This window comes from Bacillus sp. N5-665 (assembly GCF_022637375.2).
GTDB lineage: Bacteria > Bacillota > Bacilli > Bacillales > Bacillaceae_G > Bacillus_A > Bacillus_A wiedmannii.
Map to the genome: position 1 here is coordinate 2212257 of NZ_CP093325.1, position 25973 is coordinate 2238229.

Sequence of the window (25973 nt, forward strand, 5' to 3'; positions counted from 1 at the left end):
ATGAATAGATAATACAAATTATATAGAAATATATGAGTTCGTTGAAGGTGAGAGTGAATTAAGGGGAAGGCTAGAGTAGGAAATAGATGTATTCATAGGAAGGATGCAGTTATGAATGAGAATAATAGAATAAGAGTCATGGAAATATTAAATCGATCTCAATACAATGATGAAATAATAGATGGGCTAGATATGAGCAATGTAGACCTTACTTTTTTGATTTGTCAGAGGTGATGGCAGAGGATATTATGGCAAAACAAGTATGAGAGCATCGTTTTTTGATTGTGATTGTGAGTTTGCCGATTTCAGAAGCTGTAATTTAGAGGAAATACATATTGCAGATTGTAGATTTGGTGAAGCGGACTTCCCTAAAGTAAATATGAAATATGGTGAGAAGTAAATGAATTTTGAACATTTAAAGGCCTATAATGGATAGCATACGTTATAAACAAATATTAGAAAATACCTCTCATTGTATATAGAAATTACATAATAAAAATAGAAGTATATTACGATAAAAACTTACTTTTACAACAGCTTAACCATTAGCTAATATTGTAAAGGAGGATTGAAAATGTTAAATGATGTGTTAACGAAGGAGTATATAATACAGAATGGCCTTGAGTTTGAAGAGTGTTTAGAATATGGGGGACCTTATGGGCTAGGAATAGTAGAGTGTGCAGATGATGGTAAAGAAAAATTGTTTACTGGCTTAGCTTATGATGTTTATGAGAATGGAAATATAGAATGTTATTTCTATGTAGAAAATGGTGTTAAACAAGGAGAGTATGTGGAGTTGTATATGAATGGAAATATAAAAAGAATCAGCAATATGAATAGAAGCGCGGTTGAAGGCTACTATGTTGAATTTTTTCAAAACGGAATGAAGAAGCATGAGTCTGAATATATTGCGGGACGTGAAATGACTTTTAAAAAGTATGATGAACAAGGGAATGTTGTAAAACAAAAAATAGAACCAACTGAATTCGATATATTATATGCGGAAAAATTCAGTAGCGGTTTAAACAAGTAAGGAACACTACATTAAAAATATTGAATATTAATAAAATAACGAATTATAATTCGATTGAGAGATAGTCATAGAAAGATATATAGGAAATGTGAAGAGGTATCGAAATATAGAAGTATGTTTATGGCGCGAACAAATATAAATGAAAAAAAGACTTGAGGAGATTCAGTGGGGTGGTAGGAGATGAATAAAGTAGAATGGAGATCACCAGATAAGCCTTTATTGCGAGAAAATGTAAAGAATGTGGAAAAAGAGTTGGGCATTCATTTTCCTTTAGATTATATAGAATGTGTAATGAAGAATAACGGAGCACATGTTAGCCCAGAAGTATTTGAAGTTGAGGGGAAGAGAAAAGTTTTTGGTACATTACTAACTTATGATATGGATGATGATGAAAATATTATTGAGGTATTCAATGACTACAATGACACATTACCGATTGCATTGGTGCCATTTGCATTTGACCCAGCAGGAAATTTAATTTGCTTTGATTATAAAAATCATGAAGAAGATCCAATTGTCGTCTTTTGGGAACATGAGGGAGCATGGGAAAAGGAAACATTGATGGAAAGTGAAGGGATTACGGCTGAGGAAGCAGAGGAAGTAGCGAGAGAACATGTATTTTTTGTGGCTAATCATTTTACGGAGTTTTTAAATAAGTTACATGATTAATAATATTATCCATATAAAATGGTTCGTATAAATGTAAGCAGTAATAAAAGGCGGGAGAATGATGGAATTAGAGCATTTAAAAAAAGATATTTGGTATGGAGAAATTTCTAATCATACAATTGAAACTCTTAAGTCTAGCTTAAGGGATAGTGCAACAGAGACAGAATGCTTTATTTTAATTAACGAATTGTTAAAGTTAGGTGATTTCTCCGTAAAGAGGTTACTAATTGAACTTATGAATAGTACTCGAAATGAGCTTGTTTTACATTTATGCACTAGACTATTTTGTTCAGTAGCTACTCACGATGATTTATTAGAAACGAATAATTTGAAATTCCTTTCAAGTGCTTCAGAGGATGGAGTTCATAATTTTGTAGTAAGTGCTGGTGAAACTCTTTCATATCATGTAGTACCATATCTTTTAGCGTTACTAGAAGAGTGGGAAGATACCTTTGTTGAAAAAGCTATAAGAAATGAACTTTCATGGATGCTTGGAATGGAGGACGAGTATTATGAAGTACCGTTAGAAGAGTTTAATGAAGCTTATTCTGTTTTTATCGAAAATAACGATACGCAAGAATATTATTATCGTAATAGACTATCTTTTCCTGGAGATTTGGCAAAGAAGTTAGTTTCGGAAGTTATGAGTTCTTTAAGAGATAGAACTACTTATAATGTTGTTACTATACCTTCCATTTTATCAATTTGGAGTGGAATCAAATGTCCTATTCAATACGATACGATAATAACAAATGAAAAAAATAGAGAGTTGATGTCATATATTGATGTTCTAACAAAGAAAGAATGGAAGATTGGTAAAAAGTATTTTTATGGACATGTAGTCGTATAAGAAAACGATACATGTGATGAATATAAAACATTCTATGGCACCCTGTTAAGGAGTGATTTTTACTATAACGGAAAGCTTTAATGGATGGTATGTTTTATGGAGGAAAATAAAAAAACAACTAGTAGCTCAACTAAATGTTAAAAGATATAAACACATCAAGAAGGTGAAAAAATGATACTACCAGAGAATTTTCGAGAGAAATGGGATGTTAATAAAGATGGCCCACTCATTACATTTCCTGAAAAAGAATTAATAAACAAAAACTTTTCAGCTGAAGTGAAACGATTTTTGTCTATAGGAGGCTTACCAGAAACACCGCCACTGTATTTAGAATTTACTTGATCTCAGTCTTTCGTAAGGTCTATTATAAATGTATTTCAAATGCCAGAAGAGTTTCGAAAATATTGGTATTTAGGAACAACAAGTTCTGGAGATCCAATTTGTATAATTGAAAAACAAGAAAAAATAGTATTTCTAAATAATAGTGATGCGTATAAAGAAGTGTTTATGAATTCTTCTATACATCAATTTGCAGCATGTTTATTAGTATATTCAAAAATGATTGATAAGGCAGTAGAAATAAATGGTGAGGATGCCTTTATCGATAATAATATACTAGAGTGTACAATAAGTTGGTTGAAGGAAGAATTGAAAAAAATTGATGATAAGTGTGTGAAAAAGGGGTCTTTTTGGTTTATTGAAATTGAGAGCTTATATGAATAATTGGAAGTGAAAAGGGGGATATTCCGGTATTTTTATAGGTAGTAAAAAGTTATTCTAAAAGGAGTATATCGGGTGAATCATAGACGCAAGAAAAAGAAACCGAAACAAATAAGAAAAGAAGCTGTTCAGTTAAAACCGATAGTAGAAGAAGCAAAAACACTAAAGAAGAGTAGCAACAAGTTGGTTGATATTCTCCTAGGTATTCTTCTTTTCCCAATTCTTATATGGGCTGTCTTGGAAGGTTGTACAACACAATTAAGCAAAGGGAAGACTTTCCTTATTATCGTTTTCTTTCTCTTAATTGCAATAGGGTTATCTATGATAGGAAACGAATAAGGGGGAAATTCAGATGTTTAAGAAGAGGGAGAAAAAAAACATTTACGTTAGACTTGTAAACACACAAGGGGAAATTATTCGAGAGTTTGATTGTACAGAAAAAGACTTGCGAAAAGTAAAAGAAAATGGTGCTGAAATTCGTGTGGTTGGAGATAACTCATATGAGATGGTAGCAACCGATGAACAACTAGAAAAATTAGCAAGAGTCGAAGCGGAAATCGAAGCAGAAATTAAGGCATGGGAAGACGCTTTAAATGAGAGTTTGGATGAACGCGAAGAAAGAGAAGCAAGACAAAAGGAATTGAAAGAAAAGAATAAATGGAGTACAAAGAAGAAAGTGACCGTATTTGGGCTGATATTCTTTGTATTTATTGGATTACCTATTATCGAAGGGTATCAGAATAGTAAACTAGTTGAAGAAGGTACATCATTACATGCAGAAATTGTAGGTAGGCATGTAGAGAAGGAATTCATATTTACACACCCAACATTAGTAGTTGAGGTAGACGGTAAAAAGCATAATGTATGGGTAAGTGAAGAGACATATAACGGAGCAGAGTGGTTAGGTAGACTAAAAGTCATCAAAACAAAAGATGGTAAAGTGGAGAAAGACCCTAGATATGAGGGCGAAGACTTAATCACGAGTTATTAAGGGACTAGATAAGATTCCTATAGGGATAAAAGGAAATGGTTTACTAGTTGTTTTAAATAATGTAAGAGGAAAGAACGAATTCGAGGATTTCGAACGTGGATGTTTATAGAGGTTTCGAATAGTTTAAATGAGTTGATTTCTTGTTTGAGGCTATAAAAATAGTAAAGTAAAGAATGTTTATATGAATTATAGACCGGCTAGATGGGGTGGGAAAGTGGAATATAGTGGAATGGCTTCAGTTTGGTTTGGAATTTCTAAATCACTCCAAAATCTTGAGGAGTATGTCGATATAGATTACACGTTAGATGGTGATTCAGTTCATTCAAAGTTTGGGACGAGCTTTGAATTCGGTTATTATGATGAAGATAATATTGAAATTTGTTTTTATGAGAATAATAAAAGGTACGTTGAACATATTTTAAGTGATTTTTCTTATAGTGAACGAATTATTCCTAAAATAAAAAAGCTAGTAAATGGAGATAGTTTAGCGAACGATATTAACTTTGCTATTGTTCTTTATGATTTTAAATATAATGAAGCGAAAAGAGAAGATATGTTTGATGGTTTAGAGGTCACATTTATTGGTTCTATGCCGTACAGGTAGTTTGTACTATAAGCATTTCTATGAAGAGATCAAATACAAGGTAATTGAAGTAGGTTATCAGGATATTACTTTTTAATTTCAATACGTTTCAATAAACGCTTGTATATTACTTTAAAAATAAAAAAGCTGATTCACTGATGGAATTTATGATAAAGATCTATCGGGACAGTGAATATTTTGAAGATGAAAAAAAGAAAGGATAATCTCTTTTGGATACTAAAGAACATTTAAATCGATTATATGATAACCGTTTGCTAGAAAATGAAAATGAGATACAAGAGTTTAATGAGTCATGCATACGAGTGATTGAGTGTAACGATATTTCTATTATTCCAGATTTATGTTTAGTCTTTGATGATGATACTGAACAACCTGAAGTGATGTTTAGTTTGATTCATGGGATAGAGGGCTTATATGAAAATTATATAGAAGAGGGATTGAAATGTATTGCTACAGCTGCTCCGTCGATGATGAGCGGCGCTAAAGACTGGGTAGAGATTATACATTACAGAATACTTAATGATCCCCAAATAAGAACGGTGTATGGAAAAGTACTTTCGCAATTTGATTTATCCATTACAAGTAGCATTAAAGAACTATTATTGGAAATAAAAAATGAAGATCCTGATATGTTTAGTAAATCTATTAATGAAGTCATTGAGCTTATCTAATAGTCGAATAATCTCAATAAAAAAGGGTGTCAATCTTTCTCGAATTGACACCCAGATACGAATCTGTTTAACATCTTACATACTTACGTTTAAAACCAAGTCTTCCTCTATCAAGTTCTTTCTGAATACTCTCTGTAGCATGTAACAAACTGCTTTTTTTATTATCACGTTTGATTTCAACTATACCAACTTCTTTTGCAGTTTCGACTGCTTTTTCATGTAGTGGTACATATGAAATTGCCACGGTGTTTAGGAAATTATTCATAGCGGATTTTGTTCGTTCTGGAGAATGATGAATTGTATCTTTCACCATTTCAAGCATATCGGAAATTTTGCTTTCGGAAAACTCGTTGTCTTTGCGATTCCCTAAAAGCCAGCAGTAGCAACTCCAGCCGGCAGACATTTTAAGTTCGTCCCCACTTGCAATCCATGTATCAGCAACGTCTTGTGCAATATTTGACTCCGATAAAGTTACTGCTACTACATAATCAGATAGCATATAAAAATAAGCCCCATCTATCCAACGGTTAAAATCCGATTCACTCATAGCTTTTGGGTCGGCAATAATGCCTGCAAAATACATAGCATCGTAGTTGCCTGTGGCATAAAGTTCTTCAGCTAATTCTTGATTTAATTTTATTTTTTTAGCGATTGGTTTCATGGCACCTGTAGCTACGCCAAAAACTGGCTCGTGGGCGCCGTTAGATATGTATATTTTTTTCGTTCGTTCCTTACCTAGAGCCTCAAGTTCTTGCATAACTGTTTTAAAATCCATAGCTGTGCACTTCCTTCCTTCATGTAAAAGCCTTTTTAAGCCTTTCATATTTCTTATGTTAATACTAATTGTATTCAAGAGGTATGTCTACTTTCTAAAGGCATCGAAACCAGTTAGTGATTTTGAAGGATTTGATTTTGTAACTGCTACAAGCTATCTATAATGGTAAGAAGGTCACTGTAAGGTAAGGGAGAATGAAAAGTATGTATAGTTTTTCCAATAAATATTTGGTATGATGGTGAATGGGAAAAATATACAAGTTGTTAGTGGCTCATAAAAGGGGGATTGAATTGAAAAGAACGCTTGAATTCGTACTAGGTTTAATTGGTGGCATTATAGGAATTATTATTTCCATACTATTAATAGTTGTAGCGTTTAATATTATGGAAGGTTTTGATTATGAACTTTTAGCTTATTACTCTATTATTTTAACGGTTCAAATAGGGTTGCTTATTTTATCATGTTTAGTAAACAAGGTTAATAATAAAGTTTATGGAGTTTGTATGATTGTGATTCCTATAGTTATGTTATTTATGTCATTATTCTTTTTGCTTATTCCGACAATTTTACAAATTATATCTGGTTCATTTGCATTTAGAACATTAAAGTTAGAATCGAATGTAGGATAAATATAATTGTTTACGTCTGAATATTCGGTTTTTTTAATGTTTTCGTTTGCAGTTCAAATTAACATAAGGTACAAGTTGTACGCTTTAGGAGGAGAAATAAATGATTATTTGGTCTGGTTGGGGTTTTTTAGTCGCAATTATTGTAATTATTAATACTCTTTTGGGTAATGTTATCTTTGAATCTATAACAGGAGATACTACATATTTTCAAGACCATAGTTGGCCAATGGCGGTAATGTTTATTATATCAGGGGTTATGTCTTGGTATTTAGGAAAATATATTAATAAACCAGATGGGAAAGTTTATATAGATGCTGAAACTGGTGAAAAAGTTATGTTTAACAAAAAACACTCACTATTTTTTATAAAAATGGAATATTGGGGACCGATTCTAGGAGTTATTGCGATTGTAACTTTAATTACAAGATAAAAAAAGAGGATGGCTATAGTAAGAGTAATTTATTCAAGTAAAAGGAGAAATCAGTCATGAATGCAAAGAAACTACTAGGGGTAGCAGTTCCGGTCATGTTGTTATTTGGTTGTGGAGTGTCTGAGAAAACGAACACTTCTAAACAGGAGAAAACGGAAGAGTCTAAAGTAAAAGAATCGAAGTCTAATAGTAAGAAAGAAAAGGTTTCAAAGGAAGACTATCCTAATAAAGTGTATAAATTAGGGGTAGAGTTTGATAAGTTGTTTGCGGAGCATAACAATATTACAAGAGAGGTTTTTGATGGTAAGAAAAAGAAATCAGATGTAGTAGATAGTGTGAAAGAATTAAATAAAATGTTAGATAAATTCGAGTCGATAGATCCCCCTGCAGAGTATGTAAATCAACAAAAGGATTTTGAAAAAGCAATTGGTTATTTTAGAGATTCTTTTTCTTTAATAAATGAAGTATTCACCCGAAAAGAAAAAAGAGAAAAAGGCGATAAAACTGATAAAGAGTTAATCGAAAAATCCGAAAAGTTAGTGAAAGAAGGAGATATTTACTGGCTTAAGGCATTCAAAGATCTTGAAGGGGATATTAAAATCAGTGACGGTACAGTATCTGTGAAAGATTTGAAAGAGTTAGATAAGAAAGCTGGAATTAATACGGATAACGTTATGAAGAATGTGAAAGATGGTACGGAATTAATCGGTAATTGGGGATTCAAAGGAGCAGACGGTTTCATTATGTCACTCATTCTAAAAGGTGATAAGACATTTGAAACGTATGGTAAAGGTGAGTATCCAAATAAAAAGAATTATATTGAAGGAACTTGGGAATATGATAAGGAAGCTTTTACAATCTATTTACATCTCAATAAACGTTTAGTAGACGGTGTAGAAGATACAATTCAAAAAAAGAAAATAGCATATAAAGTTCAAGATTATGATGGGGAAAACTTACGATTATTTAATGAGACTTCATTCAATACAATTAAGTATGTGAAGCAAAGTTAAAGTTATGTAGGACTAGGTTTAAATGGCCTGGTCCTTAATTAAAGTGTGAGTATGTAAATAATATGTTATCTTTGGTTTTGTCTACTTAGTATCATGTTATTATTTAATAAAGTAATAAATGGAGTTTCACATTAAATATATGGGATTGGTTACAAATGATAAAGAAATTTACGAGACTAGTATTAACTGTAGTTATACCAATCGTTCTTATTACAGGTTGTGGAACTGCTGAAAAAACTAAAGTACAAGAGACGAAAGCGGTACAATCTGAGAAAAAGGATTATATGGATTACTCATATGGTAGCAAAGGTATATTAGTAAGCAGCAAAGCGAAAGAGCGTCAACAATACGAGGTTGGGTTTATAGATGACAACAAGTTAATAGGGATTGATGAAAATATTGAGGACTGTATGATTTTAGATAATAAAGATGAAGCAAGACTCGTTTGGAAACAAATAGAGCGTGGATCTATTATTGAAGTGCAATATGGTAAGGATCGCAATGATATTGTAGGCGTACAATTAGTAGGAGATCGTGAGTCATACGAAATTAGTGATAAGTTTGATCGAAATACGATAAATGAGATTGTTGAAAACGTTAAAGGGAATTCGTAATAGATGTATTTCGATAGTATAGGATTCCTTATCATGAAATTGTGAATCAACGGCATTTTTTATATGAAAATGCCGTTGATTTGTGTTAAAAAATAAGTGCTACTCTATAGTCTTGTAGAAAAACACGTATTAAACATAAATGAATTATTATTCGTTCAGCTGTGATGATCGCCGTAATGTTATTATCCAAAATAAAAGAGCGCAAGCACTAACAGATACACCTAATATGCATACTCCATCCCAACCGTATTTTGCATACGTATTTGTTGAAAGAATTGCACCTGTTGCACTACCGATAGAATAAAAAATCATGTAACTGGCAGTGAGTCGACTTCTTGCTTCGGGACGCACTGTGAACAGCATACTTTGATTGGTGACATGTACAGCTTGCACAGCTAAATCTAATAGGATAATACCGAAAATTAGTAATAATAGAGAGTGGTTAATAGATTTAATTAGGAGCCATGAGAGTATTAATAATGATAAGGCTATGCCAGTTGTTCTTTGTCCTAATCCTTTATCAGCTAATTGCCCAGCTTTAGTAGCAGCAAATGCACCTGCCACTCCAGCAAGACCGAACGCACCAATAGCTGTATGTGAAAGATTATGTGGTGAAGCACTTAGAGGTAATACTAAAGAAGTCCATAAAATACTGAATGAAGTGAAAATAAGCAATGCTAATATTCCTCGAATGCGTAAGAGTCGTTCTTCTACAAATAATAAGAGAACAGAGTATATTAATTTTCGGTAAGATAGAGTTGTTACTTTTTTATGTTCAAGAGTAGGCAAATTTCGGTGTAACAAAAAAGTTACGAAGAGTAAAAGGATAGCAGAGGTGAGATAAACGGACCGCCATCCAGCTAAATCCGTTAATATGCCTGCAAATGTACGAGCAAGAAGAATACCTATGACAACGCCACTTGTAACGAAACCTACAATGCGTCCACGTTCTGCTGGATTAGCTAAAATTGATGCATATGCGACGAGGGTTTGCGTAACAGTTGCAAGAATTCCTACTAAGGCCATACCTATAAAAAGTACGGTGCTTGAGGAAGCGCATCCGATTATAATTAAAGCGAAAACGGATAAAAGCATGTGAGCAATAATAAGTTTCTTTTGGTTTAATAAGTCACCAAGTGGAACGAATAAAAGTAATCCAAGTGCATAACAAACTTGAGTAATAGTAATTACAATACCGATAGTTGAATGACTAATCTTAAATTCATTTGATAAAGAATCAAGTAGTGGATGAGCGAAATATATGTTTGCCACAGCCATTCCGCAAGCTATTGCGAATAATAGAGTCATATAACGAGACATTGTTGCATGAACAGGTGAATGTACCTGAGTGTGAGTATGTTTTCGAATAGTCATCATTTTTTCTTTACTATTCATAAAATCAGCTCCTTTTTGGATTATCGAAAATAACGTACCGAACGGTATGTTATTTGTAAGTAAAATATAATCTTGAAGAAATATATATGTCAAGTTTATTTTGAGTTAATTATGATTTTTTGACATGTCGTTTATAATCTAATACGATATATAATATACCGATTGGTACATAAATGATGGTGCATAGTCTTAATAACTAGATGTAGAAAGGAGATGGTTTTAAATGGCACGACTACGTGAATTTGATGAAGAAAAAGCTTTAGATGCTGCTATGCAACTTTTTTGGGAGAAGGGATACGCAGCTACTTCATTAAGTGAGTTAACTGCTAAAATGGAAATACAAAAGCCGAGTTTATATTCAGCCTTTGGTGATAAAGAGGGATTATTTGAAGCGGCATTAAGGAGATACACAAATTTACATGCGGCTAATATACGAACAAAACTTCAAAACGAACAATCTGTAAAAGGAGCAATTCGGACGTTTTTTGAAAATATGGTGGAGGAGGAATATAAAAAAGAGTTCAGTAAAGGTTGTTTTTGTATTAACACAATGGTTGAACTTGCTCCTCATAATGAAAAATTTGAAGTACTGACTAGAGAGCATCAAATGTATCTTGCAGTTATTTTTCAAGAATTAATTACGAAAGGAATTCGATCAGGAGAACTGCAAAATGATTTGAACGCTAAAGCATTAGCGCAAACATTAGTCACGTCCTTAATTGGATTAACAGTGTTAATGAAATCACGTCCAGAACGTTCCGTTATAGATAATTCGATATCGATAATAGTATCGTTAGTAAAATAATAATTGTAGAAGTATGTTTCAATTATATGGTTTTTGGATTAGATACTAAGAAAGTCGATTCCTTATTAACATAAGAAATCGACTTGTTATAATTATTTATCCCGCTTTAATGGGCAGTAAGACCCCCACCTCAAAATTCAGCGAAAGCAAAGAAGTTAGGCGGGGGATCAACTGCCCATAAAAAGTCCGATTGGTTCAACTAATAATCAGTGGGGGATGAAGAAAACCCCCACTGATTAAAGTTTCACTTTATTTTGTAAGTTGTCTTTCCAAAAATTATAGCTATTATCAATAACTTCTTTTAATTTGAAATAGTTTTCCCAAGTATCTTGCACATGGTAGAGAGTTTCGCCTTCATTTATAAAAATATTACTGTAATCATTTATATATTTCCAGTCCTCGTCGTGGTTAAAGTAGTACATTGCGAATTGGTTGCCCTCATCATTTAACATGTCATCTGCTAAAACGCCATCCCAGTTCATATAAATTTCTGTGCCAGTCATTTGTCTAAGTTTAAACTGGTTAATTTCGTCTTGAGACTCTTCTTCAAATTCTTGACTACATAAATGATGTTCAATTATCCATCCTAAAAACATACCAGTATGTACAAAAGCTTGATCGATTGATAAGTCCTCAGGGAAATTACCTTCATAATGGTACTTCGCTTTATCATAAACAATCGTATGTAACAATTAGGTCATCCCCTTTAATGTAGTATCTAATTAAATTCGTACTGTTTGTTTTAATATTTTAACTATGTTTTCAAGCCATTCTAGCAGTGTTATTTCTAGCTCTTCAAAGTATATCCCATCTGCTGAATATCGTATGTACTCTCGTTTTTCTTCATCATTTTTTGGTCTTCTTCATTTCAGCTATCAATATGAGAAATCTTTTCCAAATAAAACTCCCTTCAATATAAAAGGTTACATCTATATTATCGCAAGAATGTAAAAATGTTAATATTTTCAAGGAGAAAAAGTACAAAGAAACAAGATTTATTTGATAGGTATGAAAAATCATAAAGATCCTTCTTGTTGAAGAAAATCAGTAAAAGGTATCCTAATCTATTTTTGAGAAGTAGTAGTGTGTATGAGGGGAAGTGTTTTTGACGGCATTTGCAATTGGTTATAAAATAATGTCTGTTAAGGAATTTTATAGAAACTATCATTCACCTGCTGGGGATAAAATGAAAGCATGTAAAAGGATGAATATACATAGGTGATGAAAAAATTTTTGTTAAAAGTACATAGTAGATTCATAGTCTTTCACTAATGAGAATATAAAGGGAGGTTGAGATACTACACGAACAGTGTAGGTATCGATTACAGCAATGAATACAATCATGAAAAAAAGAGTAATTGCACTATCAACAAGTTTAGTAATGTTAGGGAGCGCTCCTTTAGCAATATCAGCAGAAGAGAGTAAAAACCCTCAAACTGATCAACTTCGTATCGCACAAGGGGAACGTGGAACGAGCGGGTTAAGTTATTCTAATTTCAATCTAGAAACTCCAGATCACATGCAAATTAATGAAGCGGAAGTATCAGAGAATGAGAAAATTCTCTTAGAAGAATATAAACATAAACATGATGAAACAGAAGAGCTACATAAAATGAAAGAAGCGAAAACAGGTCAAGTAGCGGATGAAGAAGCGATTTCAAATATTGAAAAGGCATTTGAACATGTAGACGGTCGAAATGATGGTTCTACTCGTGAAATGAAGCCGGTTGAAAAGCCAAGAGCTATTCAATATAGTGCATCGATGACTACAAAGAAATATGGAACACTTGCAGGTGTATCATTTGTAGAGTGGATTGTTCCAGCAGGAAATCCTGATATTCGGCCGGCTAATCCGATGAAAGCACGTTATATTACAATTCATGAGACTGCAAATACAGCACGTGGTGCGAATGCTGAAAATCATGCGAAATATTTGTATAAACAAGCAACGGAAGGTACGTTCCGAACAGCTTCGTGGCATTTTACTGTGGACGATAAACAAATCTATCAGCACTTACCAACAAATGAAAATGGTTGGCATGCAGGAGATGGTGATGGTTCAGGAAACAGAGAGTCTATCGGTATTGAAATTTCAGTTAACCAAGATGGAGATTATAATAAAGCGTTAGAGAATGCGAAGCGACTTGCAGGATACTTAATGAATAAAGAAGGAATTAGCACGGATCACATTTATAGGCATCAACAATGGAGCGGAAAAAACTGTCCTGATATTTTAATTTCTCGTGGGAATTGGAATGGCTTCGTACAAGGTATTCAATGGTATGCAAATGTTAACGCACAAATTGACTCGCCTTTACAAGAAAGAAACGAGCTATTTGATTCAAATGAATATAATCCAGCTGAACCTAACATGGAGCTTGTAGTGAATGGTGACGGTATAAACGTACGTAGTGGTGCGGACCTTGAGCATCATATTGTTCGTAAAGCTTCAAAAGGTGACCGTTACAAAGTGTTAGCAGTTAAAAACGGTTGGTATAAAGTGGGAAATGGAGAGTGGATTTTCTATAATCCAAGTTGGATTAAGATTAACTACAATGTACCAAAAGAAGAAGTACAAAAGCCAAAAGATGATATTACAGGTGGATGGTTTGAGGGACATATTCGTAAACTACACAGTCTAGGTATTATGCACGGAGAAGGAAATGGTGTATTTGCGCCTTATCGTAATGTAACGAGAGCTGAGTTTGCTGCATTAATTTCAAATGCTCTTCAATTACCAGAAGGAAATAAGTCATTTGTAGACATTAACAAAGCGCATCCGTCACTTCATAATGGTATTAAGCGAAGTGCAAGTGCAGGAATTATTAGCGGTCGTGGCGGAGGAATTTTTGACCCGAATGCACCAATTACTCGTGAAGAAGCATCGGTTATGATTGACAAGGCATTACAGTATAAAGGTGTTACAGGTAATTTAGTCGCATTACCATTTACAGATCAACATTTGATCGCATACAAACAGCCTGTTCAGCGATTATACAGCTTACAGGTAGTTACTGGTGTTGGAGATAACAAGTTTAATCCTAAAGGTACAACAACTCGTGGTGAGGCAGCTGCCTTTTTAGTGAAGATGTTAGACTCTATGCAGAAATAAATGAATGGTATGTAAAAGTTTGTACTGATGCAAGAAAAAGTAATAAGGATGTTAAAGGAGCTATCCAAAATGAAAATTTGGAACAGCTCCTTTTTATTTTAGCCCCTATGAAGCCCCTTCCAAGCCCCTTATAAGCACCTACCAAGTAATAAATCACTAAGAAAAGAAAAAACAAAACAAAAACAACTACAAGAACAAAAGGCGCGAAAAAATAAAACCGGCGTTGTAGTAGTTAAAAAAATTTGGAATTCAAATGCAAAAACAAAGCGCTCATTCCTATATGTATATTGAAGGGTTGAATTCTGTCTTTTTATGAATAAAAGGAGGAGGGAAACATATGGCGGTGTACCGTAATGTGCAGGTGAACTTTTGGCAAGATGAATTCATATTAGATTTAACGCCAGAGGAGCGTTATTTTTACATATATTTGTTAACTGGTACGAAAACGAAGCAATGTGGAATTTACGTATTACCGAAGCGTGTGGCAGAACTGGAAACAGGCTACAGTATGGAAACTGTTGAGAAGCTGTTAAATAGATTTGTTGAATACGGAAAGATTTTATACGATGCGGAAACGAAAGAGTTATACATACTAAATTGGCTACACTACAACCCTATTTTAAATACGAATGTAGAAAAGTGTGTGTTAAGGGAATTAAAGACTGTGAAAAATAAAGAGTTCATACATATGTTTTTACGTACATGTCTTGAAGAAGAATGGAAGATTCCATTGTTATTGCAGCATTTTGGTATGCCGGCAGAAGAGGATAATAGTAGTTTACAAGAAGTTGCTGAGGAGGAAGAGATAGAAGAGGATACTTCGCATGGTGAAGTTTATAAGTTTTACGAACAACATATAAGTAGTCTATCTCCCTATATCGTGAAGGAATTGAAAGAGTGGATACAAAAAGTTTCAGGAGAGACAGTAATAGAGGCGCTTAAAATTGCATTTGAATATAATAAGCGAACGCTCGCTTATGTGAAGGGAATTTTGAGGAATTGGTGTGAAAAAGGGAGAGTAGATTTCTTTGAAGGAAAGGAAGGCGTACATAAGGGAGATGTATGTAGTTTGTATGATCCATAGTCTGGGTTTTTCTACTTTTCTAAAAGGTTCTTCCTTAAATAGAAGCGAATAGTTTGAGAAAGGAGGGGTTATATGGAAGTTGTTATAAAGAAGAAGCGAACTAGAGGGAAGAGAATTTTTATTTGGTCTAGTAGTATCATCCTTTTGTTAGTTATTTGTACAGCGACTTTTTTGAACATATATACGCTTAGTTCTGTGCCAAAGATAGATGGGACGATAAAGCTAGAGGATTTACAACATGCTGTTCAGGTAAAGCGGGATAGTAAAGGGGTACCGCATATTAAAGCGGAAAATGCACATGATTTATATTTTTCGCAAGGGTATGTACAAGCGCAAGATCGTTTGTTTCAAATGGATTTAAGTAGAAGGCAAGCTTCTGGGATGTTGAGTGAAGTTGTAGGGGAAGCAGCTGTTGATCGAGATAAATTGTTTCGAACACTCGGTTTACGACGAGCAGCCGAAGCGTCTGTTAGTCAATATGATGGGGTGAACGCTTTTATACGCGAGGCGAAAGAGGAAAAGAAATTGCCGGTTGAGTTTACTATATTAGGTTATGAGCCTACTGAATGGTCCATTGTTGATACGTTAACGATTGGAAAGTATATGGCGTTTGACTTAGGCGGACATTGGCACGGACAAGCATTTCGATATTGGGCACTGAAAAATTTACCGAAAGAGCAAGCAAATGAGCTATTTCCTACATATCCGAAAGATGCACCTAGATTGCTAGCTGAACTGAAAAATACAAATGTGGACGTAGCACAAAGTTTTGCAAAAACGATTATTCCGCCAGAGTTTAATGGTAGCAATAACTGGGTCATAAGCGGTGAGAAGAGTGCGTCTGGTAAGCCAATTTTAGCGGATGATCCTCATTTATCTCTTGCAACGCCTTCTATTTGGTATCAATCGAAACTTGAAATGAAAGATTTACATGTGAGTGGTGTTATTTTCGCTGGAGTACCGGGTGTTATATTAGGTCACAATGACAAAATAGCATGGGGCGTTACGAATACAGGTCCTGATGTACAAGATTTATATATTGAGAAGCGAAATCCTAATAATGAAAATGAATTTTTGTATAAGGATAAGTGGGAAAAAGCTACAGTTGTTGATGAATCTATTAAAGTAAAAGGCGGGAAAACAATTCCGTATAATGTGACGGTTACGAGGCATGGTCCAGTCATTTCAGAGTTTGCGGATAAAGGAAAAGCGAAAACGAAAACAGTATTCGCTTTGAAATGGACTGCTTTGGAGCCTTCTGCTGAATTAAAAGCTGTATTAAATATGAATAAAGCGAAAGATTGGAATGAGTTTGAAACGGCACTTCAAGATTTTCATACACCAACTCAAAACTTTGTATTTGCATCAAATGACGGCACAATTGCGTATAAAGCGAATGGAAATATAACAGTGCGTAAAAAAGGTGACGGGAGTTTGCCGGTGCCAGGGTGGACAGATGAATATGAATGGGAAGGGTATATCCCATATGATCAACTTCCAAAAGTAATAAATCCAAAACAAGGGTTTATTTCAACTGCAAATAATAAAATTGTGGATGATAATTATCCGTACCATATTAGTAATACGTGGGCGCAGCCATATAGACAAATGCGTATTCAAGAATTTTTACAAGAGAAAGAAAAGTATACGGTGAAAGATTTAGAAGAGTTACAGATGGATCAAAAAAATTTATACGGGAAAGAATTTGCCCCTATATTGTTAAAAGAGTTAAATAAAGCATCTTTAAATGAAGTAGAGAAAGAAGGCGTAAAACAATTAACAAAGTGGAATTTTAACGATAGTAAAGATGAAGCAGCACCATTAATATTCCATTTGTTAATGAAAGAGATTTCGAATACGTTATTTTCAAAAGAAATACCGAAAGATGTGATGGAGTTATTTGAAGGGAAGTCACAAGTTGTTGATGAATTGATTCGAAAAGAAGTAGCGGGAGAAAACGGCGCTTGGTTTACGAAGTACGGAGGCTTCACGAAAGTTGTGCATACATCGTACGAAAATGTAATGAAGAAACTACAGAAGGAATATGGCCCTGATGTTGCGGAGTGGAAGTGGGGCGATTACCATCAACTGGCGTTCACACATCCAATTTCAAAATCATCTAGTATGCTAGCGCTACTTGCATTTAATCGTGAAAAACCAATTCCAATCGGCGGAAGCCAAGTTACCGTTCAAGCAGCGAGTTACGGAAATAACGGTATTGTCAATCACGGAGCTTCTTGGCGATTCGTGATTGATACGAAAGATATGTCAAACGGTTATCATATCGTAGGACCAGGACAATCGGGACATTTTAGAAGCGATTGGTACCATGATCAAATAGATGATTGGGTAAATGGAACGTATCATACGACTACATTGAATACGGATGGAATAGAAGGGAAAGTGTTAACTTTACAACCGAAATAATGTTCGAAGAGGCTCTTACTATAGGTAAGGGTCTCTTTTTTGTTGTGTGACAAAATTTGACAAAAAATTCTGTAGAACTTTGTTATAATTTTTTTTGGAATATTTTGTTTAAGGTTTTACAGCAATAGAGATACATGTATTCTAAATTAAAGGGTTTTATAGGGGGATAAATACAAGAATGAACGACATGGAGAAATATCGAGAGAAAATTAAAGTGATTTCTTTTGATAGAGAAAAAAATCAAATGGTTGAAGTGGAAGAGAGTAAAATAACTTTTGATGATGTTGGTGGAATGGAAGATATTAAAAAGAAAATAAATATGGACTTTATTATGCCGATTAACAATCCAGAGTATTTTCAAGCTTTCGGTAAGAAAGTAGGAGGCAGTTTATTATTTTATGGGCCGCCTGGATGTGGAAAGACATTTTTAGCGCGAGCAGTTGCAGGTGAGATAAACGCTAATTTTATTCATTTAGAGTTGCAAGCAATACTATCAATGTGGTCAGGAGAAGCAGAGAAAAATTTACATGAAGTGTTCGAAGAGGCAAGAAAAACAAAGCCTTGTATTTTATTTATAGATGAGTTAGACGCATATGGCGGGAATAGACAGAAGATGGGTGCTCATCATCAAAGAACGTTAGTTAATCAATTGCTAGTGGAGATGGACGGAAGCAATTCTTTTAATGAAGGGGTTTATATAATTGGGGCAACAAATACACCATGGTATATTGATCCGGCGTTACGACGACCAGGCCGTTTTAATTCACTTGTTTTTGTGGCACCACCAAATAACGAGGAAAGATTGACAATACTAGAGTTGAAAACAAAGGATAAACCGAGAATGGAATTGCAGTTAGATTTTGTTTCGAAGTATGCAGAGCATTTTTCAGGGGCAGATTTAACATATTTAGTGGAAGACGCTATTAATGAAGCTATTCAGCGTTCATTTGAAACGGGACAGTTACAACCCTTATCCAATGAAGATTTATTAAAAGCAATGAAAAAAAGGCAACCGACAACTTTAGACTGGTTCTCAACCGCAAAAAATTATGCAACGTTTAGTGATGTAAATAAAGATTTTGACAAAGTATTAGAGTATATGGAAGAACACCAATTGAAATAAATGATATTAGATTGGAGGGAAAGGAATAGATGGAAGAGCAACTTAGGAGAATCTCGCACTTATTGAAGCTTGGTGATGTTGAGCTTGCAAAAGAAGAAGCGGAGTGGATGATTAAAGAAGATCCAGAAGATGCTACTGGTTATATTTGTTTAAGTCATGTGTACTACTTTGGATTTCGACAAATTGATGAAGCAAGTAAATATTTAGAAGAGGCACTAAAAATAGATCACTTAGATGAAAATGTTTTGTTAACAGCGTTAGATATTTTTTATGCGCAAGAAAATTTTGAGAGATTAAAAGAGATAGCAGAAATAGGGATAAGAAATTATCCGGAAGAAGGCGTATATTACTTTTATGTGGGTGAGGCAAAAGTACATATAGAATCGCTTAATAAAGGTATTACATACTATAACAAAGCGATAGAGTTAGAACCTGAAAATGATATGTATGTAGGAAGATATGCTTTTATTCTTTTAAGTTATTATCCGAAACGAATAGAAGAGGGTATAAAGGCGGAAAAACGTGCGTTAGAGCTGAATCCAGAAAATGTAACAAATCTAGTCTCTTTTGCAAATGTTGCAAAAGAAAAAGGTAATTTTAAAAAAGCAAGAATGCTAGCTGAAACTGCAATACGATTAGAGCCGAATCATGAAGGTGCCTACAAAATTTATAGAGATACAATCGGAACGAAAAATAAGTATTGTGCTTTTATGGCAAGTTTTACGTATACATTTTGGAATTCATTTTCTAAGTTTTGTAAAATATTTTCGTTTACAAGTAAGAAGAGTCTTAAATTATATTATATTTTAGTTGTTTTAAGCCTTTTAGGATGGATAATCCTCCCTGTATATTTAACAGGTTGGTATGCTGGTTCCGTGTATATAGTTATTTTTATGATGTATATCATTTCATCTATTATAAAAGGACGGATTCATAAAGAAGTAGGATTAGGAACACGCTTTGATGCTGAATACAATGTGAAAAAAAATAAAATCATTCGAAATCGTGAAATTTCCAATATGGAAAGTACAGTTAAAAAAGGAGAAGCTACTACTATTCCAGCTGCGAAACTATCAAAAGAAGAACTGGAAGCACAGCTAGAGGGCTTTTGGAGTAAAGGAACTGTGTATGAGGGGCAGCAAGAGGTTGCTGCAGCAGTGAAAGAACCAGCTTTATCATCAGCTGAACATAAAAAGATTCAATCATATTCAGATATTGAATCACCAAAATATAATAAATGGTATATTTGTTTAATTGTCGTTTTATCGATCTCCTTTATATTTAAAGCTGGGAAATTGTATAACTTAAATAATACAAATGCGGTGAATACGACGCCACAAATGAGTCAAGAAACGAAGGATATTATTGTAGAGCAACAAGATAAAGCGCTCAAAGATAAAAAAGAATCGTTCGATAAGTTAGAAGTAGTAACTGTATTATACGTATTAAGAAAAGGTGATTGGAATGGAAGTACAATTGAGGGAGCTATAGAGAAAAGTTATGTACCGGTAATGTTAGAAAAAGTAGGACAACCAGCCGGGGAGAAGTTAAAAAAAGCAACTCCTATGAAAATATATAAAGAGGATACAAGAACGTATGTATTACTTCAAAATGGAGATAGCTCTTTTATAATTGAAATAACAGCAAGAAAGTTAACTCATATTTACGGTGAGAGCTGGAATAATGGGCAAGAAGAGATGCAAAAATATGAAGAGCTACTTGGGAAAATAGAGTCACAAGGCGTTGAAGCAGGGGGGATTTAGCATGAGTATTAAAGTAGTAAGGGCAACGGGAATGATGGGAGGAGCAGCAAGAGTGGCTGTAAAGGTAGATAATGAAGTAGTAATGAAACTTGAAAATAATGAAGAATATACGCTTCCTTTTGAGGGAGATGAAGTAAATATAAAAGTAAAACAATTCTTTTTTGGGAGTAAAGAAAAGAAAGTAAAGGATGGCGATATAGTAGAAATTAAGATAAATAGTATCGCCATTTTATTAATGATTGTGTCAATAATGGCTGTTGTATTTGGTTCTTCAATCGGTATAAATATAGTTGTTTTTGGTGTTATTGGAGCGTTAGTTACGTTAGTATATGGATTGAACAATTGGTTTAGTTTAGAAGTGAAATAAGTATTGTATCTGTTTTTATATTAATTCATTTAATTGACTATACACGAAGTGTAATTATTTCTAATAGGGAATGGGGAGATCATTATGAAGAAAATAATTGTAGCATCTAGTTTGGCGTTAATAGTAGGTTGGACAACGGGGTGTAGTAGTGAGAAAACGAATGTTACGAAACCAGTCGCTGTACAAAAAGAAAATGAATTGGTAGCGAAAGATATTTTTAAAAAAGCAGGTGATAATTTTAAACAAGAGGATTTTCTCACTTTAACGTCTCTTATGTCAATGAAGGGGAACAGTCAATCAGAAGAGATTAAAATGAACATTCAAATGGAGCCGAAACGAAAGAATTCTAGAGCAGAAATGAAAATAAGTGGAACAGATATTGTAACGTACGAAGTAGATGGAAAAGTCGTTGCTCAAGTGAAAGACCCTGGTACAGGAGAGTTAATTACGATACCTAATGATCAATTTAATGTAAATGACGTAATGGTAAGTAAAAATTTACTTAATGAGTTAGATTTACCGGAAGTTTTGGCTAAGAAAATGAAAGCAAAGAAGGAGGGAGATACATATAAGCTTACACTTGACTTAAAGGGGAAAGAAGCAGTAGATACATTACAGAAAATTAATGGAGATATGAACAAATTAATGGAAGGATTTAATATGGATGCGTTAACTGTTGAATATATAATAACGAAAGATTATAAATTTGAAGAGATGCGTACAGCTATAAAACTGAGTGAACGTAATACAGATAAAAAATCTAGTGCGGATAAAGAAAAATTGGATACAGTTGTGAGCATAAAAATTGATTCATATGATAAATTTGATCCAATTAAGTTACCAGAAGGAAGTCAATAAATTCAATCATATAAGGGTAAAAAAGGAGCGGAAATACGCTCCTTTTTTATTTACCTTACTATTTTTAGGAGGTTAGTATGAATAAGGGTTGAATAAAGGATGAATAGCATTTTTATGGATGAAAATTCCCCCCCTTTTTTTATGGAATATATGTGAAACATTGTATAGAATAAGCAAGAATGCCAAAAATTATAGGAGGAAAGTTGTGAAGAAAAATAAGAGTTTAGTAAGTTTTTTAGGGGTGTTTATTATGTTGTTTTCTTTTTGTTTTCAAGGAAATGTACAGGCAGATGTGAATACTGTTCAATCAGGAAAGATAAAGTCAGGAAACGTAACGGTATGGGAAGTTGGAAATGTGGCGAAAGTGTTAGCGGATGTAGAGCGCTTAAATTTAAATACAGTAAATGTACCGATTCAGGTAGATATTCCGAACGTGACTTCTACGAACATGGTAATTAATCAAGAGCAAAAGCAACAGGCGATTATTTTAATTCAAGAATTATTAAAGCGTAATATTCAAGTTATTGTGGAACCGTTCCCATATATTCAGCAAGGAAATGTTGGGGAAACGGAATGGAATCCGAGTAATATTAATGATTTCTTCTGGAATTGGAAAACGGTTATTCTACAAGATATCTTTCATTCGATTACAAGTAAATACAATGTGTACGGGCTCAAGATTGCTTCTAATTTCGTTAATATGGAATATGCAGAAGGATATTGGAGCGATACGATTGATTTCGTCCGCCAGCAGTATAAAGGAAATATTTTGTATCAAATGAATTGGTGGTTAACAGCAAGCTTTGATCCATCTTATGAAGCGAAGTTTATAGAAAAAATAAATCGTCCATATTTAAAAAAGGTGGATATTGTTAGTATTGATAGTTGGTTTGAAGTTTCGGGAAAAAGAAATCCATCATACGAAGAAGTGAAGCAAAGTTTATTTGCCACAACAGTATATAATCGTGGACAAAATGTTGTGCAGCAATTGGAACAATTACATAAAGCAACAGGAAAGCCCGTTTATTTTGGTGGATTTAACGTTCCGGCGCGTGAGCTTGGATTACAAAATCCGTGGAATCCAGATGTTTCTAATGTGTTTTCAAAGGACGTACAATTAAACGGATGGCGCGCTTACCGAGAAGTATTAGAAACGAAACCGTATTTTAAAGGTTTTTCCATTTGGTTTATTGGCTCTCATAATAGTACGCATGCGTATCAAATACATAGTAAAGAAGCAGAGGCAGTTATTAACGGCTGGTACCGAAAATAATTTTTATTAAATAGGTAAGTTTTGAATTTTACCACATATATTTCTAGTGAAAGGCCTTTCACCATCTTATCACCTAGGGGGCAATCAGAATGAAATTTTTGTCTTACCTTACAGTAATTTTGGTGATTCTTGGCGGTTTGAATTGGTTATTTGTAGCGTTAGATTACAATGTAGTTGAGAAATGGTTTGGTTCAATGCCGGCGCTTGTGGACACTATTTATTGGCTCTTTGGTCTTTCTGCTATTTATCAAATTTTTGATCGGTTCTTCACGGACAATTAGCAATTATACTTTATTACTAGAGTGTTAAGTACGATTATGTACTTAACACTTTTTTGTATGTTTATAAAAAATAGTTTGCACATGCAAGCGATTCCATTGCGTCTTACGCCGTAATAATAGAAAACAAATTGACCACGTATTATATTTCAGGTTATAATTCAGAAAGTTTAAAAATTAATAAAAATAAGAAATAGGGAGGTTATTAGGGTGATGGAGAGAGTATATAATTTTTCAGCTGGACCATCAATACTCCCTTTGCCAGTTTTAGAGAAAGTGCAAAAGGAGCTTGTAAATTATAACGGGACAGGCATGTCTATTATGGAAATGAGTCATCGATCTTCTTATTTTCAAAGTATTATAGATGAAGCGAGTAGCCTGATTCGTGAATTAATGAACATTCCTGATGAGTATGAAGTACTGTTTTTACAAGGCGGTGCGTCATTACAATTCTCTATAATACCGTTAAACTTAATGAATACGTATAAAAAAGCAGGGTACGTATTGACTGGCTCATGGTCTAAAAAGGCGATGCAAGAAGCTGAAAAAATAGGGGAAGTACAAGTGCTTGCTTCTTCTGAAAAAGAGAAGTTTACTACAATTCCTAAATTGGATGGTTTACCAAATGATGAAAAACTAGATTATGTACATATTACAACGAACAATACAATTGAGGGTACGAAATATGTGGACATTCCACATTTAGATAAAGTACCGCTCGTTGCGGATATGTCCTCAAATATTTTATCAGAACAATATGATGTTACGAAGTTTGGTCTTATATATGCGGGAGCGCAAAAGAATTTAGGGCCAGCGGGCTTAACGATTGCTATTATAAAAAGAGATTTAATTGGGGGAGCAGATCGCTCTTGTCCTACGATGTTAAACTATGAAACTTACAGCAAAAATAACTCCTTATATAATACACCGCCATCCTTTAGTATTTACGTAACGAAACTTGTACTAGAATGGTTGAAAGAGCAAGGCGGGGTATCTGCGATTGAAGAACAGAATAGAATGAAATCTTCACTTCTTTACAATTTCTTAGATGAATCAAAATTGTTTACTTCACCAGTTGATTCTACGTATCGATCACTTATGAACATTCCGTTTACAACACCGTCAGAAGAGCTGAACAATGAGTTTTTACAAAAAACGAAAGAACGCGGCCTTGTTACGTTAAAAGGACATCGCTCAGTCGGTGGTATGCGTGCAAGTATTTACAATGCGATGCCAGTACACGGTGTACAGCAATTAGTAAATTATATGAAGGAATTTGAGCTTGAGAATAGATAGGGAGATGGGGATATGTTTCGTGTTCAAACGTTAAATCAAATTGCAGAAAAGGGTTTGCAAGTTCTTGACGGAGAGCGTTATGAAATAGGGGATAGAATGGACCACCCAGATGGTATTTTACTTCGCAGCTATTCTTTACACCAAGAAGAATTTTCAAAAGACTTAAAGGCGATTGCAAGAGCTGGTGCTGGTGTAAATAATATTCCTGTCGAGCGATGTACAGAAAAAGGGATTGTAGTATTTAATACACCAGGAGCTAATGCCAATGCAGTAAAGGAACTTATTATCGCCAGCCTTATTATGTCTTCACGTAACATTATTAACGGTGTAAGCTGGACGAAAAATTTAGAGGGTGAAGAAGTACCGCAGCTTGTTGAATCAGGAAAAAAACAATTCGTTGGATCAGAAATTGCAGGAAAACGTCTAGGTGTAATTGGCCTTGGCGCAATCGGTGCTTTAGTTGCGAACGATGCGTTAGCTTTAGGAATGGACGTTGTCGGATACGATCCTTACATTTCAGTTGAAACTGCATGGCGTCTTTCTACACATGTGCAAAGAGCATTTAGTTTAGATGAAATTTTCGCAACATGTGATTATATTACACTTCATATTCCTCTTACGAATCAAACGAAGGGAATTATTGGTGAACACGCTGTAGAGAAGATGAAAAAAGGTATGCGTTTATTCAATTTCTCTAGAGGAGAACTTGTAGATGAAAATGTTCTTCAAAAAGCGTTAGAAGAAGATGTTATTACGCATTACGTAACAGACTTCCCGAATGAAAATGTGATAAAGATGAAAAATGTAACAGCGACGCCTCACCTTGGTGCATCTACGTCTGAATCAGAAGAAAACTGTGCATTCATGGCAGCGCGCCAATTACGTGAATATTTAGAGACAGGAAATATTCGTAATTCAGTAAACTATCCAAACGTCGAACTCCCTTATATCGGAAAGAAACGTATTACAATCATGCATCAAAACGTTCCGAACATGGTAGGACAAATTACAGGATGTTTAGCAGAACATCATATTAATATTGCGGATATGATTAATCGTAGTAAACATTCTTGGGCGTATACAATGATTGATATTGATAACGGAATTGATGATATAATAAAAGAGAACATTGTGGAAAATATAAGCAAAATTACAGGTGTTGTAGCCGTTCGAATGATTGTGTAAAGGAGAGA

At 34.1% G+C, this 25973-nt stretch carries 26 protein-coding genes and 3 pseudogenes; 26 read left to right on the top strand and 3 right to left on the bottom strand.

Annotation, left to right across the window (positions count from 1 at the left end; translation table 11 throughout):
* Positions 1 to 111 precede the first annotated feature (111 nt).
* From MNO09_RS14000 to MNO09_RS14045, 10 genes and pseudogenes are all read left to right on the top strand, one after another.
* Positions 112 to 394: pseudogene (locus MNO09_RS14000) on the top strand (pentapeptide repeat-containing protein); the annotation flags it as partial.
* A gap of 180 nt (positions 395 to 574) precedes the next feature.
* Positions 575 to 1033 carry a toxin-antitoxin system YwqK family antitoxin gene (locus MNO09_RS14005; RefSeq protein WP_000930908.1) on the top strand — a complete coding sequence of 153 codons (459 nt, stop codon included), beginning with the start codon at positions 575 to 577 and terminating at the stop codon, positions 1031 to 1033.
* 180 nt (positions 1034 to 1213) lie between these two features.
* Positions 1214 to 1702: an SMI1/KNR4 family protein gene (locus MNO09_RS14010; RefSeq protein ID WP_001044974.1), complete on the top strand. Its 489-nt coding sequence runs from the start codon at positions 1214 to 1216 to the stop codon at positions 1700 to 1702.
* A 61-nt stretch (positions 1703 to 1763) separates the two neighbouring features.
* A complete protein-coding gene (gene imm47, locus MNO09_RS14015; protein ID WP_000418150.1) occupies positions 1764 to 2552 on the top strand; it encodes an Imm47 family immunity protein in 789 nt (262 codons plus the stop codon).
* A gap of 171 nt (positions 2553 to 2723) precedes the next feature.
* Positions 2724 to 3275 (top strand): annotated as a pseudogene (locus MNO09_RS14020) (SUKH-4 family immunity protein).
* Between the two features lie 72 nt (positions 3276 to 3347).
* Positions 3348 to 3611 (top strand): hypothetical protein, encoded by a 264-nt coding sequence (locus MNO09_RS14025; protein WP_001016549.1) that lies wholly within the window; start codon positions 3348 to 3350, stop codon positions 3609 to 3611.
* A gap of 13 nt (positions 3612 to 3624) precedes the next feature.
* A complete protein-coding gene (locus MNO09_RS14030) occupies positions 3625 to 4263 on the top strand; it encodes a hypothetical protein (protein ID WP_000474007.1) in 639 nt (212 codons plus the stop codon).
* 4 nt (positions 4264 to 4267) lie between these two features.
* Positions 4268 to 4416: pseudogene (locus MNO09_RS14035) on the top strand (SecY-interacting protein Syd); the annotation flags it as partial.
* A gap of 28 nt (positions 4417 to 4444) precedes the next feature.
* A complete protein-coding gene (locus MNO09_RS14040) occupies positions 4445 to 4867 on the top strand; it encodes an immunity 22 family protein (RefSeq protein WP_002203540.1) in 423 nt (140 codons plus the stop codon).
* A gap of 209 nt (positions 4868 to 5076) precedes the next feature.
* On the top strand, positions 5077 to 5538 hold the full coding sequence (locus MNO09_RS14045; RefSeq protein ID WP_000379842.1) for an Imm30 family immunity protein: 462 nt from the start codon (positions 5077 to 5079) through the stop codon (positions 5536 to 5538).
* Between the two features lie 67 nt (positions 5539 to 5605).
* Here the strand turns inward: MNO09_RS14045 and MNO09_RS14050 are convergent, their stop codons facing one another.
* Positions 5606 to 6313, bottom strand: a complete 708-nt coding sequence (locus tag MNO09_RS14050) for a DNA alkylation repair protein (protein WP_000346322.1) — start codon at positions 6311 to 6313, stop codon at positions 5606 to 5608.
* A gap of 290 nt (positions 6314 to 6603) precedes the next feature.
* On the opposite strand from MNO09_RS14050, the gene MNO09_RS14055 reads away from it, so the two are divergent.
* The 4 genes from MNO09_RS14055 (at position 6604) to MNO09_RS14070 (ending at position 8999) form a co-directional block, all read left to right on the top strand.
* Complete coding sequence (locus MNO09_RS14055; protein ID WP_000831562.1) at positions 6604 to 6942, top strand: DUF4064 domain-containing protein; 339 nt, start codon at positions 6604 to 6606, stop codon at positions 6940 to 6942.
* Between the two features lie 100 nt (positions 6943 to 7042).
* Positions 7043 to 7372 carry a hypothetical protein gene (locus tag MNO09_RS14060; RefSeq protein WP_016127274.1) on the top strand — a complete coding sequence of 110 codons (330 nt, stop codon included), beginning with the start codon at positions 7043 to 7045 and terminating at the stop codon, positions 7370 to 7372.
* Positions 7373 to 7428: 56 nt separating this feature from the next.
* Positions 7429 to 8385, top strand: a complete 957-nt coding sequence (locus MNO09_RS14065) for a DUF3994 domain-containing protein (RefSeq protein WP_000992213.1) — start codon at positions 7429 to 7431, stop codon at positions 8383 to 8385.
* Positions 8386 to 8540: 155 nt separating this feature from the next.
* A complete protein-coding gene (locus MNO09_RS14070; RefSeq protein ID WP_088107078.1) occupies positions 8541 to 8999 on the top strand; it encodes a hypothetical protein in 459 nt (152 codons plus the stop codon).
* Positions 9000 to 9146: 147 nt separating this feature from the next.
* Here the strand turns inward: MNO09_RS14070 and MNO09_RS14075 are convergent, their stop codons facing one another.
* A complete protein-coding gene (locus MNO09_RS14075) occupies positions 9147 to 10394 on the bottom strand; it encodes an MFS transporter (RefSeq protein ID WP_001085012.1) in 1248 nt (415 codons plus the stop codon).
* A gap of 223 nt (positions 10395 to 10617) precedes the next feature.
* Here MNO09_RS14075 and MNO09_RS14080 point away from each other — a divergent pair, with 223 nt between their 5' ends.
* Positions 10618 to 11199, top strand: coding sequence for a TetR/AcrR family transcriptional regulator (locus MNO09_RS14080; protein ID WP_000113334.1), 582 nt, complete (start codon positions 10618 to 10620; stop codon positions 11197 to 11199).
* 236 nt (positions 11200 to 11435) lie between these two features.
* Here the strand turns inward: MNO09_RS14080 and MNO09_RS14085 are convergent, their stop codons facing one another.
* Entirely contained in the window at positions 11436 to 11891 is a 456-nt protein-coding gene (locus MNO09_RS14085) for a DUF7832 domain-containing protein (protein ID WP_088107079.1), read from the bottom strand.
* A gap of 638 nt (positions 11892 to 12529) precedes the next feature.
* On the opposite strand from MNO09_RS14085, the gene MNO09_RS14090 reads away from it, so the two are divergent.
* The 11 genes from MNO09_RS14090 to MNO09_RS14140 all read left to right on the top strand — a co-directional run bounded on the left by MNO09_RS14090 (position 12530) and on the right by MNO09_RS14140 (position 25965).
* On the top strand, positions 12530 to 14311 hold the full coding sequence (locus MNO09_RS14090; RefSeq protein WP_078183078.1) for an S-layer homology domain-containing protein: 1782 nt from the start codon (positions 12530 to 12532) through the stop codon (positions 14309 to 14311).
* A gap of 337 nt (positions 14312 to 14648) precedes the next feature.
* Positions 14649 to 15395, top strand: a complete 747-nt coding sequence (locus MNO09_RS14095) for a DnaD domain-containing protein (protein WP_000312120.1) — start codon at positions 14649 to 14651, stop codon at positions 15393 to 15395.
* A gap of 72 nt (positions 15396 to 15467) precedes the next feature.
* Positions 15468 to 17822: a penicillin acylase family protein gene (locus MNO09_RS14100; RefSeq protein ID WP_241950177.1), complete on the top strand. Its 2355-nt coding sequence runs from the start codon at positions 15468 to 15470 to the stop codon at positions 17820 to 17822.
* A 178-nt stretch (positions 17823 to 18000) separates the two neighbouring features.
* A complete protein-coding gene (locus MNO09_RS14105) occupies positions 18001 to 18945 on the top strand; it encodes an ATP-binding protein (RefSeq protein WP_000999215.1) in 945 nt (314 codons plus the stop codon).
* Between the two features lie 29 nt (positions 18946 to 18974).
* The gene (locus MNO09_RS14110; RefSeq protein ID WP_088107081.1) at positions 18975 to 20708 is read left to right on the top strand and encodes a tetratricopeptide repeat protein; all 1734 of its coding nucleotides are present in this window, start codon (positions 18975 to 18977) and stop codon (positions 20706 to 20708) included.
* A gap of 1 nt (position 20709) precedes the next feature.
* Positions 20710 to 21075: a hypothetical protein gene (locus MNO09_RS14115; RefSeq protein WP_000025042.1), complete on the top strand. Its 366-nt coding sequence runs from the start codon at positions 20710 to 20712 to the stop codon at positions 21073 to 21075.
* A gap of 84 nt (positions 21076 to 21159) precedes the next feature.
* Complete coding sequence (locus tag MNO09_RS14120) at positions 21160 to 21933, top strand: DUF6612 family protein (protein WP_088107082.1); 774 nt, start codon at positions 21160 to 21162, stop codon at positions 21931 to 21933.
* A 205-nt stretch (positions 21934 to 22138) separates the two neighbouring features.
* A complete protein-coding gene (locus tag MNO09_RS14125) occupies positions 22139 to 23206 on the top strand; it encodes a glycoside hydrolase family 113 (RefSeq protein ID WP_000739797.1) in 1068 nt (355 codons plus the stop codon).
* Between the two features lie 89 nt (positions 23207 to 23295).
* Positions 23296 to 23487, top strand: coding sequence for a DUF378 domain-containing protein (locus MNO09_RS14130; protein WP_000670800.1), 192 nt, complete (start codon positions 23296 to 23298; stop codon positions 23485 to 23487).
* A gap of 210 nt (positions 23488 to 23697) precedes the next feature.
* Complete coding sequence (gene serC / locus MNO09_RS14135) at positions 23698 to 24780, top strand: 3-phosphoserine/phosphohydroxythreonine transaminase (protein ID WP_000442934.1); 1083 nt, start codon at positions 23698 to 23700, stop codon at positions 24778 to 24780.
* Between the two features lie 12 nt (positions 24781 to 24792).
* Positions 24793 to 25965 (top strand): 3-phosphoglycerate dehydrogenase family protein, encoded by a 1173-nt coding sequence (locus MNO09_RS14140; RefSeq protein ID WP_000490234.1) that lies wholly within the window; start codon positions 24793 to 24795, stop codon positions 25963 to 25965.
* Positions 25966 to 25973: the final 8 nt, after the last annotated feature.

Bases quoted from the DNA above. Each gene is read 5' to 3' on its own strand.
- MNO09_RS14005 (WP_000930908.1), top strand. From the start codon at position 575: ATGTTAAATGATGTGTTAACGAAGGAGTATATAATACAGAATGGCCTT.
- MNO09_RS14010 (WP_001044974.1), top strand. From the start codon at position 1,214: ATGAATAAAGTAGAATGGAGATCACCAGATAAGCCTTTATTGCGAGAA.
- imm47 (WP_000418150.1), top strand. From the start codon at position 1,764: ATGGAATTAGAGCATTTAAAAAAAGATATTTGGTATGGAGAAATTTCT.
- MNO09_RS14030 (WP_000474007.1), top strand. From the start codon at position 3,625: ATGTTTAAGAAGAGGGAGAAAAAAAACATTTACGTTAGACTTGTAAAC.
- MNO09_RS14040 (WP_002203540.1), top strand. From the start codon at position 4,445: ATGAATTATAGACCGGCTAGATGGGGTGGGAAAGTGGAATATAGTGGA.
- MNO09_RS14050 (WP_000346322.1), bottom strand. From the start codon at position 6,313: ATGGATTTTAAAACAGTTATGCAAGAACTTGAGGCTCTAGGTAAGGAA.
- MNO09_RS14060 (WP_016127274.1), top strand. From the start codon at position 7,043: ATGATTATTTGGTCTGGTTGGGGTTTTTTAGTCGCAATTATTGTAATT.
- MNO09_RS14065 (WP_000992213.1), top strand. From the start codon at position 7,429: ATGAATGCAAAGAAACTACTAGGGGTAGCAGTTCCGGTCATGTTGTTA.
- MNO09_RS14070 (WP_088107078.1), top strand. From the start codon at position 8,541: ATGATAAAGAAATTTACGAGACTAGTATTAACTGTAGTTATACCAATC.
- MNO09_RS14075 (WP_001085012.1), bottom strand. From the start codon at position 10,394: ATGAATAGTAAAGAAAAAATGATGACTATTCGAAAACATACTCACACT.
- MNO09_RS14080 (WP_000113334.1), top strand. From the start codon at position 10,618: ATGGCACGACTACGTGAATTTGATGAAGAAAAAGCTTTAGATGCTGCT.
- MNO09_RS14090 (WP_078183078.1), top strand. From the start codon at position 12,530: ATGAATACAATCATGAAAAAAAGAGTAATTGCACTATCAACAAGTTTA.
- MNO09_RS14095 (WP_000312120.1), top strand. From the start codon at position 14,649: ATGGCGGTGTACCGTAATGTGCAGGTGAACTTTTGGCAAGATGAATTC.
- MNO09_RS14100 (WP_241950177.1), top strand. From the start codon at position 15,468: ATGGAAGTTGTTATAAAGAAGAAGCGAACTAGAGGGAAGAGAATTTTT.
- MNO09_RS14105 (WP_000999215.1), top strand. From the start codon at position 18,001: ATGAACGACATGGAGAAATATCGAGAGAAAATTAAAGTGATTTCTTTT.
- MNO09_RS14110 (WP_088107081.1), top strand. From the start codon at position 18,975: ATGGAAGAGCAACTTAGGAGAATCTCGCACTTATTGAAGCTTGGTGAT.
- MNO09_RS14115 (WP_000025042.1), top strand. From the start codon at position 20,710: ATGAGTATTAAAGTAGTAAGGGCAACGGGAATGATGGGAGGAGCAGCA.
- MNO09_RS14120 (WP_088107082.1), top strand. From the start codon at position 21,160: ATGAAGAAAATAATTGTAGCATCTAGTTTGGCGTTAATAGTAGGTTGG.
- MNO09_RS14130 (WP_000670800.1), top strand. From the start codon at position 23,296: ATGAAATTTTTGTCTTACCTTACAGTAATTTTGGTGATTCTTGGCGGT.
- serC (WP_000442934.1), top strand. From the start codon at position 23,698: ATGGAGAGAGTATATAATTTTTCAGCTGGACCATCAATACTCCCTTTG.
- MNO09_RS14140 (WP_000490234.1), top strand. From the start codon at position 24,793: ATGTTTCGTGTTCAAACGTTAAATCAAATTGCAGAAAAGGGTTTGCAA.